This window comes from Polynucleobacter sp. 86C-FISCH, assembly GCF_018882415.1.
GTDB lineage: Bacteria > Pseudomonadota > Gammaproteobacteria > Burkholderiales > Burkholderiaceae > Polynucleobacter.
On sequence record NZ_JACVOL010000001.1, the window covers coordinates 558,091 to 575,711 of the forward strand.

Consider the following 17,621-nt stretch of genomic DNA (forward strand, 5'->3'; position numbering starts at 1 on the left):
CGAAGGTGGTTTTTTTACTTCTGGTGGGCCCACCAGGACTTGAACCTGGGACCAAAGGATTATGAGTCCTCTGCTCTAACCAACTGAGCTATGGGCCCGTTAGTCTTGGATCAATCTTCTTCGAGGAAGGTCTTGAGTTTGTCGCTACGGCTCGGATGACGCATTTTGCGGAGGGCCTTAGCTTCAATTTGACGGATACGCTCACGAGTAACGTCAAACTGTTTGCCAACCTCTTCAAGAGTGTGATCAGTACTCATCTCAACACCAAAGCGCATACGCAATACTTTTGCTTCGCGTGGTGTCAATGAATCCAGAACATCTTTCACAACATCGCGCATAGAGTCATGCAATGCCGCTTCAGCTGGAGCCAAGGTATTGCCGTCTTCAATGAAATCACCCAAATGAGAATCTTCATCGTCACCAATTGGTGTCTCCATAGAGATAGGCTCTTTAGCAATCTTCATGATCTTACGGATCTTGTCTTCAGGAATCTCCATCTTCAGCGCCAAGGTTGCAGCATCTGGTTCATGACCAGTCTCTTGCAAAATTTGACGGCTGATACGGTTCATCTTGTTGATCGTCTCAATCATGTGAACTGGGATACGGATCGTACGTGCTTGGTCAGCAATAGAGCGAGTAATCGCCTGACGAATCCACCATGTTGCATAAGTAGAGAACTTATAACCACGACGGTATTCAAACTTATCTACCGCCTTCATCAAACCGATGTTGCCTTCTTGAATCAAATCCAAGAACTGCAAGCCACGGTTGGTGTATTTCTTAGCAATCGAGATTACCAAACGTAAGTTAGCTACAGTCATCTCACGTTTTGCTTCGCGGGCACGCTTCTCGCCAGCGATCATTTGCTTGTTAACTTCTTTTAATTCTGGCAACGGAATAACGACATTCTTCTGAATATCGATCAACTTCTGTTGTAGCTCTTGAATAGCTGGAACGTTACGTTGCAAGAGTGCACTGTATGGCTTGTTCTCTTTGAGCAACTTCTCAGTCCAAGTCAAATTCATAGACATCTTAGGGAAGTCTTTTAATACTTCACCACGATTAACACCTACTTTGTCCACCAACAAACTCACAATACCGCGCTCAAGCTTCCATACCTGGTCTACTTGTGAGCGCATGGTGTCGCATAACTTCTCAACACTTTTCGCTGTTAAGCGGAAACCAAGCAATTCAGCACGAATTGCATCTTGCGCCTTCACGTATGCTGGGCAGTTGTAACCATCTTTATCAAATGCACGGCGCATCTTGTCAGCTTGTGTACGAACGATTGCAAACTTCTCTAAAGAGATTTGCTTTAATTCTTCCAATTGCTTAGCGTTTGCTGTTGCAGCACCGCCACCGCCACCGCCGCCTTCATCTTCTTCGCCGCCTTCTTCACCTTCTTCAGCGTCCGGATCGACCTCTGGCTCTTCAGGTCCGAGCTTAATATCTTCTGCATTTGGATCAACCAAACCATCCACAAACTGGTCGATCTCCATCTCGCCACTAGCGATCTTGTCAACGTTGCTCAGAATCTCGGCAATCGTTACAGGGCAAGCAGCCAAAGCCATCACCATGTCTTTGAGACCAGCTTCGATCTTCTTCGCAATCACGATCTCGCCTTCGCGAGTCAGCAAGTCAACCGTACCCATTTCACGCATATACATACGTACTGGATCAGTAGTGCGTCCGAATTCTGAATCAACAGTAGATAAAGCAGCCTCAGCCTCTTCTTCAGCTTCTTCTTCAGAAGCTGCGGCAGCTGTATTGTCAGAAAGGATTAATGTTTCTGCATCAGGGGCTTGTTCGTAAACAGTAATGCCGATGTCATTGAGCAAGCTGATCAAAGTTTCCAATGCATCCGCATCGGACAACTCGTCAGACATCACGTCATTCATCTCGCCATGGGTTAAGTAACCCTTGGACATACCCATCTTGATCAAAGTCTTCAAGCGAGCACGGCGCAACTCTTGTTGTTCTTCAGTTCCTAACTGTTGTGCTGCAAATTCTTTTAAGAGCGCCTTCTCTTTCGCCTTACGCTCACGCGCTTTTTGGCGATCCGTTAATACTGGTTCAGCAGCTTCAGCAGGTGCATCTGCTTTCGCTTTGCGACCGCGCTTCTTCTCTTCCTCAACAACTACAGGCGCCTCTAGTTCTGCAGTCTTAGCTTTTTTGCCTTTGACTTCTTTTGCATCTTTGGTTTCTTTTGCTGCCTTTGTTTCTTTAACTGGCTCAGCCTTAGGTGCTGCTACAGCTTTACCTTTTTTAACTGGTTCAACCTTGACTTCTGCTTTGGCAGATTTCGCGGGAGCTTTTACAACTGGTTTTGCTGCAGCCTTTACTGGTTTAGCTGGTGCTTTTGCAACAGCCTTAACTGGTTTGGCTGGCGCCTTAACAACTGCTTTTACTGGCTTAGCAGGTGTTTTTGCTTTTGGAGCTGGTTTTGCAGCAGCTTTTACTGGCTTAGCTGGAGCTTTTACTTTTGGAGCTGGTTTAGCTGGAGCCTTTGCTTTAGCTGCAGGTTTTGCGGCTGGTTTAGCAGCGGTTTTTACTGGCTTAGCAGGTGTTTTTGCTTTTGGAGCTGGTTTAGCTGGCGCCTTTGCTTTAGCAGCAGGTTTTGTAGCAGCCTTTACTGGCTTAGCAGGTGTTTTTGCTTTTGGAGCTGGTTTTTTGGTCTTGGTATTAGGCATTTATTAGCACTTACTCACATTACTGTTGTTGATATCGACTGATGAAACACAGCCCCGCGTTACTCACTTACCCACTTACCCCAAATTTCATCAAAATAAAGCGCAAGTGGCTGAATTAAATCGGTTTTTTCTTGGGAACAGAGGATTATAGTCGATTGCGACTTTTTGACCCCCTTCTTACCTAAAAATATGGGGTAATTTCAGGGGATTTCTAGGGGTGTTTTCAGAAATTCTTAGGAGAATTTCAGCTTTTCACCCAATTCCCGATATCGAGCCCGGTCCTGCTCGGTGGCAGTGCTTCCAGCGATCTTTTGGGCAATTTCCGTCATTTCTTGCTTGAGGTGGGTTAATTCAAGTTTTTTGAATGCCCCATCCAGGTCGGCGGCAGCACCATCAAGCTCCAAATCAGAGCCCATCACACGATTTCTGAGGACTTCATACAAAGGAGCCAGCTCGCTTCGAGACAGCTGATCTTGGAACATTGCGAATGCTCCAGCACCTGCGGTAGCCGGTTTATTAGCTTCGCCTGGAATCAACTCAACCAAGTCACACTGCGCTAAAAGATCTTTCATCAAAGCATGGGCTTTTTCAGATCTTTGTTCCGCAGCTTTCAATGCAAGCGCTCGCTTATTCTCATCTAGCGCCTTTCCTAAATGCGGAAACTGAATGATGACTCGCAACATCTGCTCCGCCAAATCGGTTGGTGCTTTAGGTGGTTCAATGTTTTGACTAGCAACGCGCTTTGCAGAACCTTTGGATGCTTGCCAAGGTGCGCCTTGACGATTGCCATTGCCTGAAAACGAATTCTGATTATTTTGATTGCCTTGAGCACCTGGAGTTCTGACTTGCATCGGCTGATAAGTAGTTTGACGCACAGGTGCAGGCGCCACTGTTAAACCACAAAATGCTTCAAGCTCGGCTGGAGTGGTATTTGTGCGAATAGCTAACTCACGCAAGATTTGTGTGCGCAGTGCAATTGGCGGCATGGAAAGCAGAAGGGGTTTAGCAGCATGATGCGTATGGGCTCTGCCTTCAGGTGTAGTTTGCTCATGCCCCTCGCTAACAACCTTGAAGAAGAAGCTAGAAATAGACATTGCCTCTTTGATGACTTTTTCAAATGCCGGTGCGCCATAAGCACGTACATAACTATCCGGATCATGCTCAGTCGGTAAAAATAAGAAACGAATTTCTTTATCGTCCGACATGAGAGGCAAGCATGCTTCCAGCGCGCGCTGTGCAGCACGCTGTCCAGCAGAGTCGCCATCAAATGAGAACACCACCTTATCGGTTTGACGGAGCAGCATACGAACGTGGTTTGCAGTGCACGCGGTACCTAAAGTAGCAACCGCATTTGGAAATCCCAATTGCGCTAATGCCACGACATCCATATAACCTTCGCAGACGAGAACATATTCTTGTGAACGAATCGCTTGTCTTGCTTCAAACAAACCATAGAGCGTATTGCCCTTAGAAAAGAGCGGCGTCTCTGGAGAATTTAAATATTTAGGCTCGCCCTGATCCAAGATGCGCCCACCAAAGCCAATCGTTTGACCTTTAGGATTGCGAATTGGGAACATGATGCGATCGCGGAAACGGTCATATCGCTTTACATTTGCGCCTTCAGACTGCTCGCCCTGAATGAGTAGACCGCCCTCTAATAATGTCTTGGCAACCTCATCATTGGAATAAGTTCCAAAGACCGCTTCTAGGCCCTGCCAGCCATCAGGTGCATAACCCAAGGCATAGCGCTTGGCGATCTCACCAGTAAGACCACGACCTTTGAGGTATTCGACAGCTCGGGTGTTGCCCTTGAGTTGCTGGCGATACCAATCCGCCGCAGAACTCATTACCTCACTCAGTGCCATAGCTTGCTGCTGGCGCGCGACATCATTTGCAGTGCGCTCTTCTCGAGGCACGTCTAAACCAGCAGAGCGTGCCAAGTCTTCAATGGCATCCACATAACCAAGACCGGAATACTCCATTAAAAAGCTAATGGCAGATCCGTGCGCGCCACAACCAAAGCAGTGATAAAACTGTTTGGTGGGTGATACTGAAAACGAAGGAGACTTCTCAGAATGAAAGGGGCACAAACCCTGAAAGTTCGCGCCCGCTTTTTTTAGCTTTACGTGCTGACCAACCACATCAACGATGTCTACCCGATTTAATAGATCGGCAATAAAGGATTGTGGGATGAGTGCCATAAGGCGAGTATGAAACTGTTTCGCTTATTTGGATACTTACTTGGCGAGTGCGGCTTTTACCAAACCAGAAACTTTGCCCATATCTGCTTTACCAGCCAATTGGCCTTTCAGAACGCCAATCACCTTGCCCATATCCTGTGGACCAGCAGCGCCAGTAGAAGCAACAGCAGCCGCTACTGCAGCCTCCACTTCAGCATCAGATAACTGCGCTGGCAGGTACGTTTGCAAGATCACCATCTCGGCTGCTTCAATCGCAACCAAATCATCGCGTCCAGCTTTTTCAAATTGAGAGATAGAGTCTTTGCGTTGCTTAATCATTTTTTCAACAGTAGCAATCACACCGGCATCATCCACTACGATGCGCTCATCAACTTCGCGTTGCTTAATCGCCGCCAACAAGAGACGAATAGTTCCTAAGCGCTCAGTTTCTTTTGCGCGCATAGCGTTTTTCATATCTTCAGTAATTTGATCTTTTAGACTCATGGCTTTATTCCTGATGTTGAATGTATCTAGCGATTAAAAAGCAAAAACCCGCTGCGTTTCACCGTCAGCGGGTTTCAAAGCTTCTCGGTGAAGAGAGCTTTTAAATTCTATTAGTAAAGCTTCTTTGGCAACATTTGGCTGCGAATGCGCTTGTAATGGCGCTTAGCAGCTGCAGCCTTCTTACGCTTACGCTCAGCCGTTGGCTTCTCGTAGAACTCGCGTGCACGCAAGTCTGTCAAAAGGCCATTCTTTTCAATGGTGCGCTTGAAACGGCGCAATGCCACTTCAAATGGTTCGTTTTCGCGGAGGCGGACTGTAGTCATACTTGTTTAACTCGTATATGCTCGAAAAATATCGAAAAATTAACTGAATTGCGATTCTAGCACGACCAAGCGAAAAAATGATTGTTTTAGGAATAGAAACTTCTTGTGACGAGACCGGGGTGGCTTTATACAACACCACTCCTTGGGAAGAGGGTAAACCGGCCTTCCAGGGCATACTGGGTCAGGGTTTGCACTCTCAGATCGCCATGCACCGGGACTATGGGGGCGTTGTCCCGGAATTAGCCTCCCGAGACCATATTCGCCGTGTTTTACCCCTTTTAGACCAATCTTTAGCCCAATCTGGGCTCAAATTGACCGATATTGATGCCGTGGCCTTCACCCAAGGCCCAGGACTGGCTGGCGCCCTCCTGGTTGGCAGTGCATTTGCCAAATCCCTTGCTCAAGGGCTGAATTTGCCCTCAATTGGGGTTCATCACCTCGAGGGACACCTGCTTTCCCCGCTTTTGGGTCAAACAGCCCCTCAATTTCCGTTTATTGCCCTTCTGGTATCTGGCGGACATACCCAACTCATGAAAGTCTCGGGCATTGGGCAATATGAGCTTCTGGGTGAAACCTTAGATGACGCAGCAGGCGAAGCCTTTGATAAGACCGCCAAATTACTCGGACTCGACTATCCAGGTGGCGCTGCAATTTCTAAATTAGCTGAGCAAGGACGCTCCGGTATTTTTGACTTACCAAAACCGATGTTGCATTCAGGTGATTTAGATTTTTCTTTTTCAGGACTAAAAACTGCCGTTCTCAATCAAGTGAAAAAGTTTGAGGATAAAAAGATTGTCGACACATCTGAAGTGGCGCAGTTTCATGCAGATCTTGCTAGATCTTTTGTCGACGCAATTGTTGCAGTACTGGTGAGTAAATCTGAAAAAGCACTCAAGCAAACAGGCTGCAAACATCTAGTGCTTGCTGGTGGAGTCGGCGCCAATTTGCAACTGCGTAGCGCATTAAATGAAAAAGCTGCGCGAAATGGTTTTGAAGTGCACTACCCACCACTAGAGCTATGTACTGATAACGGTGTGATGATTGCATTTGCTGGAGCACTACGAATGCTAGCCAAAAATAATGGCTCCACAACATCTGGAGCCTTTGATATCAAACCCCGTTGGGATTTGCAAAGTAATAACTTAATTTAAGAACAGTATTTGAGTATTTAACTTACTGCGTGACCACTTATTTCTGATGGCTGATACGGGCAAATGCACTGTGATTGTGGATAGACTCAAAGTTCTCTGCCTCAACTACAAACGACTGGATACGCTGATCTGCCTTGAGGTTGCCAGCCACATCACGTACTAAGTCTTCTACGAATTTAGGGTTGCTGTAAGAACGCTCTGTTACCCACTTCTCGTCAGGGCGCTTTAGCAAACCCCACAATTCACTAGATGCTTCACTCTCTGCCGCGGTGACTAAATCCTCTACCGTCATTTTTGTTTCAGTGTCGAGCACTACAGACATCGTCACATGTGAACGCTGATTATGGGCACCAAAATCAGAAATCTCTTTTGAACAAGGGCACAAGCTCATGACTGGAACTTGCGCACGCAAACCTAATTCCACATCCGCATTGCCATTGGCATTTTGTTTAGCTGTAGCCATCCAGGTCACTTCGTAATCCATCAAGCTTTCGACGCCAGATACTGGCGCTGCTTTTTTTACAAAGTGGGTGTATGTAAATTGCACATGCCCTTCTTTGGCATCAAGCAACGGCAACATCTCACGAACCATCGCCACTACTGAAGTGCTATCAACTGCTATATCTTGTTTTTGCAACAAAGCCATGAAGCGCGACATATGTGTGCCCTTCACATGCGCAGGCAAAGCAACATCCATTTCAAAAGTACCAACAGATGGAAAGTTACCGGTCTTGCTACGAATCGTCAGCGGATGACGCACGCCACGAATTCCCACCTGCTCAATTGGCAAAGCGCGCTCATCCAAAGTGGATTGCACATCAGGCATTGCGCTAGGCTTCAAAAAAGCGGGGTTCATGTCATTCATGGCTCTATTTTCAGGCAAAACAGGCTTATTTGCCTACAAGCACAGAATTTTGGGTCAATATCGCTGGAAAACGTTGTTTGATGGAGTTGGCAATACCCTCTACATCTAGGCCGCACTTGGTCATTAGCAAGCCGTAGTCGCCATGCTCAATAAATTCGTCGGGAAGACCTAATTGCAAGAGGGGCTTATTTATTCCGAGATTTGATAGTGCTTCCAAACAAGCGCTGCCAGCACCACCAGCAATCGCACCGTCTTCAATGGTCACAAAATAATCGTGATCAGCAGCCAGGGATTGAATCAAATCCACGTCCAGCGGTTTCACAAAACGCATATTGGCAACAGTGGCATTAATACCTTCAGCAACTTCAAGCGCAGAGTAAAGCAAAGTACCAAACGCCAAGATCGCTACACGCTGACCGGATGGAGCAGTCGATTTGCGACGAATCTCACCCTTACCTAATGGCAAGGTGCGCAATTCTTTTGAAGGCACTGTGCCAACACCTGCACCACGTGGGTAGCGAACTGCACTTGGATGCGGCTGATGAAATGCAGTGGTTAACAAATCACGGCATTCCGCTTCATCTGCAGGGGTCAAAACCAACATATTAGGAATGCAACGCAAGAATGGGATGTCGTATGCACCAGCATGGGTGGCGCCATCGGCGCCTACCAAGCCTGCGCGATCCAGCGCAAACAGTACTGGCAAATCTTGCAATGCGACATCGTGAATAAGTTGATCATATGCGCGCTGCAGGAAAGTGGAATAAATTGCCACCACCGGCTTCATGCCTTCGCAAGCCATACCGGCCGCAAAAGTCACCGCATGCTGCTCAGCAATACCAACATCGTAATAACGCTTGGGAAAATTCTTTTCAAATTCAACTAAGCCAGAGCCTTCGCGCATCGCTGGAGTAATACCAACTAACAATGGGTCAGCGTGTGCCATATCGCATAACCATTCACCGAATACTTGTGTGAAGGTTTTCTTGCTAGCGGCAGGTTTTTTAACACCCTCTTGCGGATTGAATTTGCTTGGGCCGTGATATAGCACTGGGTCCGCTTCAGCTAACTCGTAACCCTGACCTTTTTTAGTCACTACATGCAGGAACTGTGGGCCACGCCCTTCAAGCGCCAAACGACGCACGTTCTGCAGCATTGGAATCAAGGCATCTAAATCATGACCGTCAATCGGACCAAAGTAATTGAAGCCAAACTCTTGAAAGATCGTCGATGGAGACACCATGCCTTTGGCATGATCCTCAAGGCGTTTAGCGAATTCACGCAAAGGTGGTGCAATAGATAAAACGCTATCAATACCTTTTTTAGTTGCCGAATAAATATTGCCACTCAGTAATCTAGCTAGGTGGCGATTGAGCGCGCCCACTGCTGGAGAGATCGACATATCGTTGTCGTTCAAAATCACCACGAGCGGTAAGTCGTCATACACACCAGCATTGTTCATCGCTTCAAATGCCATGCCGCCAGTCATCGCGCTATCGCCAATCACAGCTACAGCAACATGTCGCTCGCCTTTAGTTTGAAATGCACGAGCCATGCCCATCGCTGCCGAGATACTGGTGGATGAGTGTCCGGTACCAAATGCATCAAACTCACTTTCAGCGCGATGCGGGAATCCAGAAAGGCCTTTGTACTGACGCAAGGTATTCATACGCTCACGGCGGCCCGTCAAAATCTTGTGTGGATAACTTTGATGACCTACATCCCAGACAATACGATCTTCAGGCGTATCAAAGACGTAATGCAAAGCGATTGATAACTCTACCGTTCCCAAATTGGAGGATAGATGCCCACCCGTTTTAGAAACAGAATCCAATACAAACTCGCGCAACTCATCCGCCAAAGCAGGAAGCTCTTCGCGCGAGAGTTTTTTGAGATCGTCAGGTGAGTTAATGGAATGTAAAGTCATTGAATCTAAGTAATCCGTACCAATGTATTTCTTTTGCTGCTCTCTTATTTGCCGCGATTGACAACCAAGAGGGCCAAATCTTTTAATGCCTGCGCTGATGCGCCAAAACTATCTAAGCTGGCGATCGCTACCTCTTGTAGCTCTTTAGCCTGCTTCTGCGCATAGTCTAAACCCATCAAGGTCACATAGGTAGGCTTATTGGCAGCAGCGTCCTTGCCGGCAGTCTTGCCCAATGTTTGACTATCTGCGGTGGCATCCAACACATCATCCACAATCTGAAATGCCAACCCGAGGGCTTTTGCATAGCTTGCGAGATGAGCCATTTGCGCGGGGCTTAAGTATGCACAAATACCCCCCAATTCCACTGCACATGACAACAAGGCACCTGTCTTCATGGCATGCATTTGCTTTAAACCTGGAAGATCTAGCTTTTTACCAACACTCTCTAAATCAATTGCCTGGCCACCAGCCATGCCGCGCGATCCCGAGGCAGCCGCTAAAGCAGCAATCATTTTAATTTTTATCTGTGCATCGCAGTTGGCATTAGCCAGAATTTCAAAAGCGCGGGTTTGTAATGCATCTCCAACCAATAGAGCAGTTGCCTCATCAAACGCTTTGTGCACTGTTGGACGACCACGACGCAAATCATCGTCATCCATACAAGGCAAATCATCATGCACCAAGGAGTAAGCATGAATACATTCAATCGCAACAGCCGCTGCATCCAAAGACTCGGTCTGCGCTACATCCGACTGATTGCCGAGTTGACCTGCCGCATAAACCAGCAGTGGTCGTATACGCTTGCCGCCACCCTGCGCCGCATAACGCATTGCCTCATGCAAACGATGAGGAATGGTTTGAGCAGAATCAAGCAAGCGATCTAAGGCCAACTCAGTTCGCTTGGATTGCGAACCAACCCACTCTTGGAATTGAAAAACAGTATTCATTAAGCCTCGAATACGCGAACTTGCTGCTCAACTTGAGCCAACATGCCCTGACAGTGTTTTAACAAAGCTGCACCACGTTGATAGGCCAGCAGAGTTTCTTCTAGAGAAAATTTTCCGGATTCCATGTCAGAAATGAGCTTTTCCAATTCCTTAACGGCTTGTTCATAGCGCAAATCTGGGTCAATTTGAACCTCTAGACCGGATTTTGAACTCTCAGACTTCTTGGTTGCCATAAGCTTATTTCCTTCGTATTTCCCACACGGATAGCCCTACATATTAAAGCGAGAAGCCCTTTGGATGGGTATAATCCACCCCTTCCTTTCCAATATCGATCCGTCGATGGTTGGATTGGTTATTCCGCTTAGCTTCGGCTGACGTTTTCGGGGGTGGGGAGAATGACTAATCTGGCTACCGCGCAGCAGCTTGCGCCGTCCAATCTACAACTGCCGGTTTCGGCATATTTTGACGCTGACTTGTATCAGCGGGAAATTGAACTGCTTTTTAAGCAGGGTCCTGGCTATGTTGGCCACGAACTCATGGTGCCTGAAGTTGGCACCTATCAAACTTTAAGCGCAGAAAACGAAGGTCGCATCCTCGTTCGCAATGAATCTGGTGTTGAACTCCTTTCTAATGTTTGCCGTCATCGCCAAGCACTCATGCTCAATGGTCGCGGCAAAGCAGACAATATTGTGTGTCCATTGCATCGCTGGACCTATGATTTAGGTGGCAATCTATTAGGCGCCCCACACTTTGAAGATAAGCCTTGTTTGAATCTTGGCAAATCCCCTTTGCAAAATTGGCAAGGCTTGTTGTTTGAAGGTCCACGCGATGTGCGCACTGACCTTGCAAAACTCGGTGTAGCAGACGATCTCAAGTTTGATGGTTATGTTTTAGATCATGTTGAAGTACATGAGTGCAATTACAACTGGAAAACATTCATCGAGGTGTATCTCGAGGACTATCACGTTGTGCCATTTCATCCAGGCCTAGGCAAGTTTGTTTCTTGTGAAGATCTGCATTGGGAATTTGGCGATTGGCATAGCGTACAAACAGTTGGTATTCATAAAGATCTACAGACACCAGGTTCACCAACCTATCGCAATTGGCACGAAGCAGTTCTGCGTCAATTTGACGGCAAAGCCCCGCGCCACGGTGCCATCTGGCTCACCTACTACCCTAATGTGATGGTGGAGTGGTATCCAGGAGTCCTCTGCGTGTCGACACTCCATCCAATGGGGCCAGGCAAAACTCGCAACATTGTTGAGTTTTACTATCCTGAAGAAATTGCTCTTTTTGAGCGCGAGTTTGTTGAAGCAGAACGTGCTGCCTACATGGAAACATGCATCGAAGATGATGAAATCGCAGAGCGTATGGATCAAGGACGCGCAGCTCTTTTAGCTCGCGGTGTTAATGAGGTAGGCCCATATCAAAGTCCAATGGAAGATGGCATGCAACATTTTCACGAATGGTATCGCCGCGTCATGAACTTTGAAGGCGCATAATTAGATAAAGTTTTATCGTTTTACCCAACAATCTCATCACTAAAGATAGGAAGCATCATGACTCCTCTGATCTCAGCTAACCAGTTAGAAGAAATCATTAACAGTGGCGAGAATGTCTTACTCTGTGATTGCCGTTTTGATTTAGTTGATCCTTTGATTGGCAGAAAATCCTACGAAGAAAGCCATATCCCCGGCGCGATTTATGTCGATTTGGATAAAGATCTATCTGGCAGTAAAACTGGTGCCAACGGTCGCCACCCTCTTCCAAGCCCAGAAGCTTGGGCCAAAACAAAAGCCCGTCTGGGCATCAGCCCAAACACATTAGTAGTTGCCTATGACAAGCAAGGCTCCGTATACGCTAGCCGCCTATGGTGGATGCTGAAAGCAACCGGTCACGCTAATGTTCGCGTCTTGGATGGTGGCTTAGACGCCTGGAATGGCCCTATGGGATCGATACCCAGAGCACCAACCCCTTGCAATCAACCTATTGCACCCATGCCCTATGCAGGGCTCGTTTTAGTCGATGAGGTTGTTGCCAATCTGGAGACTAAGAAAAACAAAATTATTGACGCAAGAGGTGAAGATCGCTTCCGCGGTCAGAACGAAACACTAGATCCTGTAGGTGGGCATATCCCAGGGGCGATGAATCGCTTCTTTAAAAACAACCTCAATGCCACCGCTTTTAAAACTCCAGAACAATTATTTAAGGAGTTTTCAGAAAGTCTTGGCACAACAAAAGCTTCTGAAGTGATTCACCAATGTGGATCCGGCGTGACTGCTTGCCACAATCTTCTGGCAATGGAACTAGCGGGATTTAAAGGATCACGCCTATATGCAGGCAGCTGGAGCGAATGGTGTGCTAACCCCAAGAGGCCAGTTGAGCTCTAAGCGTATTTTTGAGTTAATGCAGCAGAGAAAGTAAGACGACAAACCCTACGCCGCAAGCAATCAAAATGGTTTGACGTAATGACTCAACCCAATGTGGACGACGGTGCATTTGCGGAATCAGATCACTCACTGCAATATAAATAAAGCTGCTAGAAGCAATGACTAGAAGATACGGCATTGCTGCATGGGCTCGTTCCAAAAAGAAGTACGCCAATACCCCGCCAACAACCGCTGCTAAGCCGCAGATGAAGTTATAGAGCAAGGCGCGTGCGCGTGAGAATCCCGCATTGAGCAACACAATGAAGTCACCGATCTCTTGAGGAATCTCATGGGCAATGATCGCAATAGCAGTGAAGATGCCCACTTGATAATCAGCCATAAAAGCTGCAGCAATCAAGATGCCATCAACGAAATTGTGAATACCATCGCCAACCAAAATCATCCAGCCACTACGACCTGCATTTTCTGCATCATGCCCATGGTGATGATGGTGACCATCACCTTCGTGATGATGGTCGTGACGCAACAAAGCAATTTTTTCGAGTAAGAAGAAGCCCAACAATCCTGCAAGCAAGGTAGCAAACAGAAGCTGAGGGTTTACACCTTCCATGCTGAATGCCTCTGGCAACGAGTGAAGCAAAGCAGTCGCCAGCAAGATTCCGACCGACAAGCTCACCATATTGTTTACCATCTTTGAAAGCACGGCCAACGAGCAGCTTGCGGCAACCAGGGCGCTTGCAGTACCCGCTAGTGCGGTCACCAGAAGAATGGTTTGTAAAACTGACATACTAGTTAAGCTACTCCGTTTTTCTTAAACCAAGCCAGGCACTTTTCCCAACCATCTTTTGCAGGACCCTCACGATAAGTGGCGCGGTAATCTGCATGGAAGGCGTGTGGAGCATCTGGATACACTTCAATCATCGATGCTTTAGCAGCCGGATTTTTTGGAGCTGCTTGTGCCAATGCGGCACGCATTTGCTCCACACTCTCCAAAGAGATACCGGTATCTGCCGCGCCATATAAACCAAGTACGGGCGCCTTTAAGTCTGCAGCAATATCTACGGGATGACGTGGACTATTTTCAGTCTTCTCACCAATCACGCGACCATACCAGGCTACACCAGCGCGAACTTGCGGCAAGGTTGCAGATAACCAGGTGATACGGCCACCCCAACAGAAACCAGTCACACCAACTTTTTTCAGATCGCCACCATTTTTGCCGGCCCAAACTAATGCGGCCTGCAAGTCATTCAAAATCTGCGAGTCCGGAGTTTTGGCAACAATATTTTGCTGAATTTCCGCTACTGTTCCATAGGTATTAGGATCGCCAGCACGAGTAAAAAATTCTGGGGCAATCGCAAGGTAACCCAGTTTTGCAAAACGTCTTGTGACGTCAGCAATATATTCATGTACGCCAAAAATCTCACTCACCACGATCACGATAGGTAGAGCACCCTTTGCTTTTTCAGGACAGGATACATAGGCAGGCATTTGAAACCTGCCTACTGGAATCATCTGCTCGCCTACTTTAAGACCCTTGAAATCAGTTTCAATAGCTGCAGCCATAACTGGCTCAGATGCCGCTACAAATCCTACGCCAAGAGCCGTAGCGCCAATGGCTGATGTCTTCATAAAATTGCGTCGACTATTTTGAATTTCTTTACTCATTTTTTTGTCTCCTCGCTTGAATGTTTATTACGATTCTTAATGCGCTTCTTCCCAATTATCGCCAATCCCGATGCTCACCACCAAAGGCACCTTCAATTGGGCCACATGACACATTAAATCGGGTAACTTAGCCTGCAGCAGGTCAATCTCATCCAAAGGTACGTCAAACACCAATTCATCATGTACCTGAAGCAGCATTTTCGTTTTTAACTGCTCTTTTTCAAGCCAATCTTCTACAGCAATCATGGCTAACTTGATGAGGTCTGCAGCAGTGCCTTGCATTGGGGCATTAATAGCTGCGCGTTCGGCACCCTGGCGACGGGGTCCATTGGAGCCCTTAATCTCTGGCAGCCAAAGGCGGCGCCCAAAAACCGTTTCGACATAACCATTCTCTCTGGCTTCAAGACGAGTGCGCTCCATATATTGGGCAACCCCTGGATAGCGATCAAAGTATTTGGCAATGTAGTTTTGCGCAGCCGATCGTTCGATACCTAAGTTGCCCGCTAAACCAAATGCACTCATGCCATAGATCAAACCAAAGTTAATCACCTTAGCGTAGCGGCGTTGCTCAGAATTCACATCGTCCAAAGGAACGCCAAAGATCTCTGCAGCGGTAGCTTGGTGAACATCCTTGCCATCTCTAAAAGCTGCCAAGAGATTTTCATCCTCAGCAATGTGCGCCATGATGCGCAGCTCAATTTGAGAGTAATCGGCTGACAATAATTTACAACCTTCTGCCGGAATAAATGCCTCCCGTATACGCCTGCCCTCTTCGGTACGTACAGGAATGTTTTGTAAGTTTGGATCACTCGAAGCCAGGCGGCCAGTAACGGCCGTAGCTTGAGAAAAATTCGTATGCACACGCCCTGTCTTGGGATCAGCCATACGAGGCAGTTTCTCAATATAGGTCGACATCAGCTTTGCCAAACTGCGATAGTCCAAGATGCGTGCTGGCAGCGGGTAATCTTCTGCGAGCTTTTGCAAAACCTCTTCATCGGTAGATGGCGCGCCTGATGGGGTCTTTTTAATCACTGGCAACTCAAGCTGACCAAACAAAATTTCAGCAATTTGCTTAGGTGACTGAATATTAAAAGGCTGGCCTGCGAGCTTGTGGATTTCCCCTTCAAGCTCTAAAAGGCGCTTACCTACCTGCTGGCCCTGTTTCGCGAGTAATGCAGAATCAATCCGAATGCCATTCCGCTCCATGATGCCCAGCACTCTCATGGCAGGCATCTCTACCTTCTCATAAATGTAGAGCAGGCCTTGGCTCTCCTGAATTTGAGGCCAGAGCTCTAGGTGGAGACGCAATGTAATGTCCGCATCTTCAGCCGCGTAATCGGTTGCAATCTTCAGATCGACCTGATCAAAGCCAATCTGATGAACCCCTTTGCCACATACCTCTTCATAGCGAATAGTCTTCATACCCAGATGGCGCTCAGCCAAGCTGTCCATATTGTGTGGCAGATGGGACTCGAGTACATATGATTCGAGCAAGGTATCGAATGCAACACCTTTTAATGTAATGCCGTAATTAGCGAAGATATGAGCGTCGTACTTGAGGTTTTGCCCGACCTTTAAATGAGTCTCACTTTCTAACCAAGACTTCATACGCGCTAACACCAAATCACGATCGAGTTGCACCTCACCATTGCGATGTGCAACCGGAATGTAACAAGCCTCCCCTGGCTTCACCGATAAAGAAATTCCAACAAGCTCTGCTGCAAGCGCATCGAGACTAGTAGTTTCCGTGTCAACTGCTGTCAATTCAGAAGACTCAATCTTTTTTAACCACTTCTCCAATCCAACTTCATCGACCACACACTCATAGTTACGCTCTATAGCATCTTGAGAGTCGCGAGTTTCTTGTGATAAATCTTTAGTTGGTGCGCTCGCGATCACGCGAGTCTTTTTTTCTTCACCTGAAACATTTTCGGAAGCAGCAATTGGGCTGCCCGCCAAATCAAATGTAGGGGCTTCACCCTTATTCTCTGGGCTTGTGAGCTGTTTTTCTACATCACGCAACCAAGTTTTAAATGCATAGCGCTCAAATAACTCCCGCAGTAAAGGTGCATCTTCTGACTTCGCATGCAAATCATCTAGCCCAGGCAGATGAGGAGATAAATCGCAATCTGTTTTTACGGTAATCAGCTGACGAGCTTGCGGCAACCAATCGAGTGAGGCGCGAAGATTTTCGCCAACTACACCCTTAACTTGATCGGCGTTAGCCATTAAGTTATCGAGATTGCCAAATTCTGCTAGCCATTTATTTGCTGTCTTCGGTCCTGCTTTAGGAACACCCGGTACGTTATCAACGGTATCGCCGATGATAGATAAATAATCGACAATCAATTCAGGAGGCACGCCAAACTTTTCTTTAACGCCAGCAATATCCAACTTTTCATTTGTCATCGTATTAATCAGAGTGACAGAAGGGTTTACTAGTTGCGCTAAATCTTTATCTCCAGTGGAAATTATGGTTTCCCATCCAGCTTGAGTAGCTTGGCAAGCCAAAGTGCCAATCACGTCATCCGCCTCGACACCGCTCACCATGAGCACAGGCCAACCTAATGCTTTGACCATGGCATGAATAGGCTCAATCTGCTTAACCAGGTCTTCCGGCATGGGGGAGCGATGGGCCTTGTACTCAGAGTACATTTCATCGCGAAAAGTTTTGCCCTTGGCATCAAAAACACAGGCAATATGGTCAGCCTTGAGCTCAGAACGGGCCCTGCGCATCATATTAACCATGCCGTAGATAGCCCCAGTGGGCTCTCCAGCCCCATTTCTGAGGTCTGGCATGGCGTGGAAGGCACGATAGAGGTAGCTAGAGCCGTCTACCAACAAGAGTCTATGTTTAGTCATACCGCAATCGTACAATCTAGTTGTGAATTGCCTACAGGTCTGGTTAAGGAACCGCCCGAGAGTAGGCTTAAAAAGGTGAAAAAATGCATTATTTAACGAACTTAATTACTCACT

The 17,621-nt window shown here is 47.2% G+C and carries 14 protein-coding genes and 1 tRNA gene; 3 read left to right on the plus strand and 12 right to left on the minus strand.

The genetic code is table 11. The annotated features are described in order from the left end of the window. Nucleotides 1-21 precede the first annotated feature (21 nt). From ICN10_RS02715 to rpsU, 5 genes are all read right to left on the minus strand, one after another. Nucleotides 22-98 (minus strand) — tRNA-Ile (locus ICN10_RS02715). A gap of 12 nt (nt 99-110) precedes the next feature. Continuing rightward, entirely contained in the window at nt 111-2,690 is a 2,580-nt protein-coding gene (gene rpoD / locus ICN10_RS02720; RefSeq protein ID WP_216212308.1) for an RNA polymerase sigma factor RpoD, read from the minus strand. A gap of 233 nt (nt 2,691-2,923) precedes the next feature. Continuing rightward, entirely contained in the window at nt 2,924-4,891 is a 1,968-nt protein-coding gene (dnaG, locus tag ICN10_RS02730; RefSeq protein ID WP_255536788.1) for a DNA primase, read from the minus strand. A gap of 36 nt (nt 4,892-4,927) precedes the next feature. Beyond that, complete coding sequence (locus ICN10_RS02735) at nt 4,928-5,374, minus strand: GatB/YqeY domain-containing protein (protein ID WP_216212315.1); 447 nt, start codon at nt 5,372-5,374, stop codon at nt 4,928-4,930. 110 nt (nt 5,375-5,484) lie between these two features. Continuing rightward, nucleotides 5,485-5,697 (minus strand): 30S ribosomal protein S21, encoded by a 213-nt coding sequence (gene rpsU, locus ICN10_RS02740; RefSeq protein WP_011903537.1) that lies wholly within the window; start codon nt 5,695-5,697, stop codon nt 5,485-5,487. Between the two features lie 77 nt (nt 5,698-5,774). Between rpsU and tsaD the strand changes: the two genes are divergently transcribed. Then, nucleotides 5,775-6,848 (plus strand): tRNA (adenosine(37)-N6)-threonylcarbamoyltransferase complex transferase subunit TsaD, encoded by a 1,074-nt coding sequence (gene tsaD, locus ICN10_RS02745; RefSeq protein ID WP_216212318.1) that lies wholly within the window; start codon nt 5,775-5,777, stop codon nt 6,846-6,848. A 37-nt stretch (nt 6,849-6,885) separates the two neighbouring features. Here tsaD and folE2 read toward each other — a convergent pair whose 3' ends face one another. From folE2 to xseB, 4 genes are read right to left on the minus strand one after another with little or no spacing between them, the layout of a single operon-like run. Further along, a complete protein-coding gene (folE2, locus tag ICN10_RS02750; protein ID WP_068320757.1) occupies nt 6,886-7,713 on the minus strand; it encodes a GTP cyclohydrolase FolE2 in 828 nt (275 codons plus the stop codon). 25 nt (nt 7,714-7,738) lie between these two features. Next, nucleotides 7,739-9,640 (minus strand): 1-deoxy-D-xylulose-5-phosphate synthase, encoded by a 1,902-nt coding sequence (gene dxs, locus ICN10_RS02755; protein ID WP_216212320.1) that lies wholly within the window; start codon nt 9,638-9,640, stop codon nt 7,739-7,741. A gap of 44 nt (nt 9,641-9,684) precedes the next feature. After that, entirely contained in the window at nt 9,685-10,587 is a 903-nt protein-coding gene (locus ICN10_RS02760) for a polyprenyl synthetase family protein (RefSeq protein WP_216212324.1), read from the minus strand. Further along, entirely contained in the window at nt 10,587-10,820 is a 234-nt protein-coding gene (gene xseB, locus ICN10_RS02765) for an exodeoxyribonuclease VII small subunit (protein ID WP_216212327.1), read from the minus strand. Before xseB ends, ICN10_RS02760 begins: the two co-directional genes overlap by 1 nt. A 162-nt stretch (nt 10,821-10,982) precedes the next feature. On the opposite strand from xseB, the gene ICN10_RS02770 reads away from it, so the two are divergent. Together ICN10_RS02770 and ICN10_RS02775 are read left to right on the plus strand one after the other, a co-directional pair. Beyond that, nucleotides 10,983-12,089 carry an SRPBCC family protein gene (locus ICN10_RS02770; RefSeq protein ID WP_216212330.1) on the plus strand — a complete coding sequence of 369 codons (1,107 nt, stop codon included), beginning with the start codon at nt 10,983-10,985 and terminating at the stop codon, nt 12,087-12,089. A gap of 57 nt (nt 12,090-12,146) precedes the next feature. After that, nucleotides 12,147-12,977, plus strand: a complete 831-nt coding sequence (locus tag ICN10_RS02775) for a sulfurtransferase (protein ID WP_216212333.1) — start codon at nt 12,147-12,149, stop codon at nt 12,975-12,977. Between the two features lie 13 nt (nt 12,978-12,990). Here the strand turns inward: ICN10_RS02775 and ICN10_RS02780 are convergent, their stop codons facing one another. Genes ICN10_RS02780 through polA form a run of 3 tightly spaced genes read right to left on the minus strand, consistent with a single transcriptional unit; the run spans nt 12,991 to nt 17,507 of the window. Continuing rightward, a complete protein-coding gene (locus ICN10_RS02780) occupies nt 12,991-13,764 on the minus strand; it encodes a ZIP family metal transporter (RefSeq protein WP_068320774.1) in 774 nt (257 codons plus the stop codon). Nucleotides 13,765-13,769: 5 nt separating this feature from the next. Further along, nucleotides 13,770-14,645, minus strand: a complete 876-nt coding sequence (locus ICN10_RS02785) for a dienelactone hydrolase family protein (protein WP_216212336.1) — start codon at nt 14,643-14,645, stop codon at nt 13,770-13,772. 36 nt (nt 14,646-14,681) lie between these two features. Beyond that, the gene (polA, locus tag ICN10_RS02790) at nt 14,682-17,507 is read right to left on the minus strand and encodes a DNA polymerase I (protein ID WP_216212337.1); all 2,826 of its coding nucleotides are present in this window, start codon (nt 17,505-17,507) and stop codon (nt 14,682-14,684) included. Nucleotides 17,508-17,621 lie beyond the last annotated feature (114 nt).

Bases quoted from the DNA above. Each gene is read 5' to 3' on its own strand.
- ICN10_RS02735 (WP_216212315.1), bottom strand. From the start codon at position 5,374: ATGAGTCTAAAAGATCAAATTACTGAAGATATGAAAAACGCTATGCGC.
- dxs (WP_216212320.1), bottom strand. From the start codon at position 9,640: ATGACTTTACATTCCATTAACTCACCTGACGATCTCAAAAAACTCTCG.
- xseB (WP_216212327.1), bottom strand. From the start codon at position 10,820: ATGGCAACCAAGAAGTCTGAGAGTTCAAAATCCGGTCTAGAGGTTCAA.
- rpoD (WP_216212308.1), bottom strand. From the start codon at position 2,690: ATGCCTAATACCAAGACCAAAAAACCAGCTCCAAAAGCAAAAACACCT.
- rpsU (WP_011903537.1), bottom strand. From the start codon at position 5,697: ATGACTACAGTCCGCCTCCGCGAAAACGAACCATTTGAAGTGGCATTG.
- ICN10_RS02785 (WP_216212336.1), bottom strand. From the start codon at position 14,645: ATGAGTAAAGAAATTCAAAATAGTCGACGCAATTTTATGAAGACATCA.
- folE2 (WP_068320757.1), bottom strand. From the start codon at position 7,713: ATGAATGACATGAACCCCGCTTTTTTGAAGCCTAGCGCAATGCCTGAT.
- polA (WP_216212337.1), bottom strand. From the start codon at position 17,507: ATGACTAAACATAGACTCTTGTTGGTAGACGGCTCTAGCTACCTCTAT.
- ICN10_RS02760 (WP_216212324.1), bottom strand. From the start codon at position 10,587: ATGAATACTGTTTTTCAATTCCAAGAGTGGGTTGGTTCGCAATCCAAG.
- ICN10_RS02770 (WP_216212330.1), top strand. From the start codon at position 10,983: ATGACTAATCTGGCTACCGCGCAGCAGCTTGCGCCGTCCAATCTACAA.
- ICN10_RS02775 (WP_216212333.1), top strand. From the start codon at position 12,147: ATGACTCCTCTGATCTCAGCTAACCAGTTAGAAGAAATCATTAACAGT.
- ICN10_RS02780 (WP_068320774.1), bottom strand. From the start codon at position 13,764: ATGTCAGTTTTACAAACCATTCTTCTGGTGACCGCACTAGCGGGTACT.
- dnaG (WP_255536788.1), bottom strand. From the start codon at position 4,891: ATGGCACTCATCCCACAATCCTTTATTGCCGATCTATTAAATCGGGTA.
- tsaD (WP_216212318.1), top strand. From the start codon at position 5,775: ATGATTGTTTTAGGAATAGAAACTTCTTGTGACGAGACCGGGGTGGCT.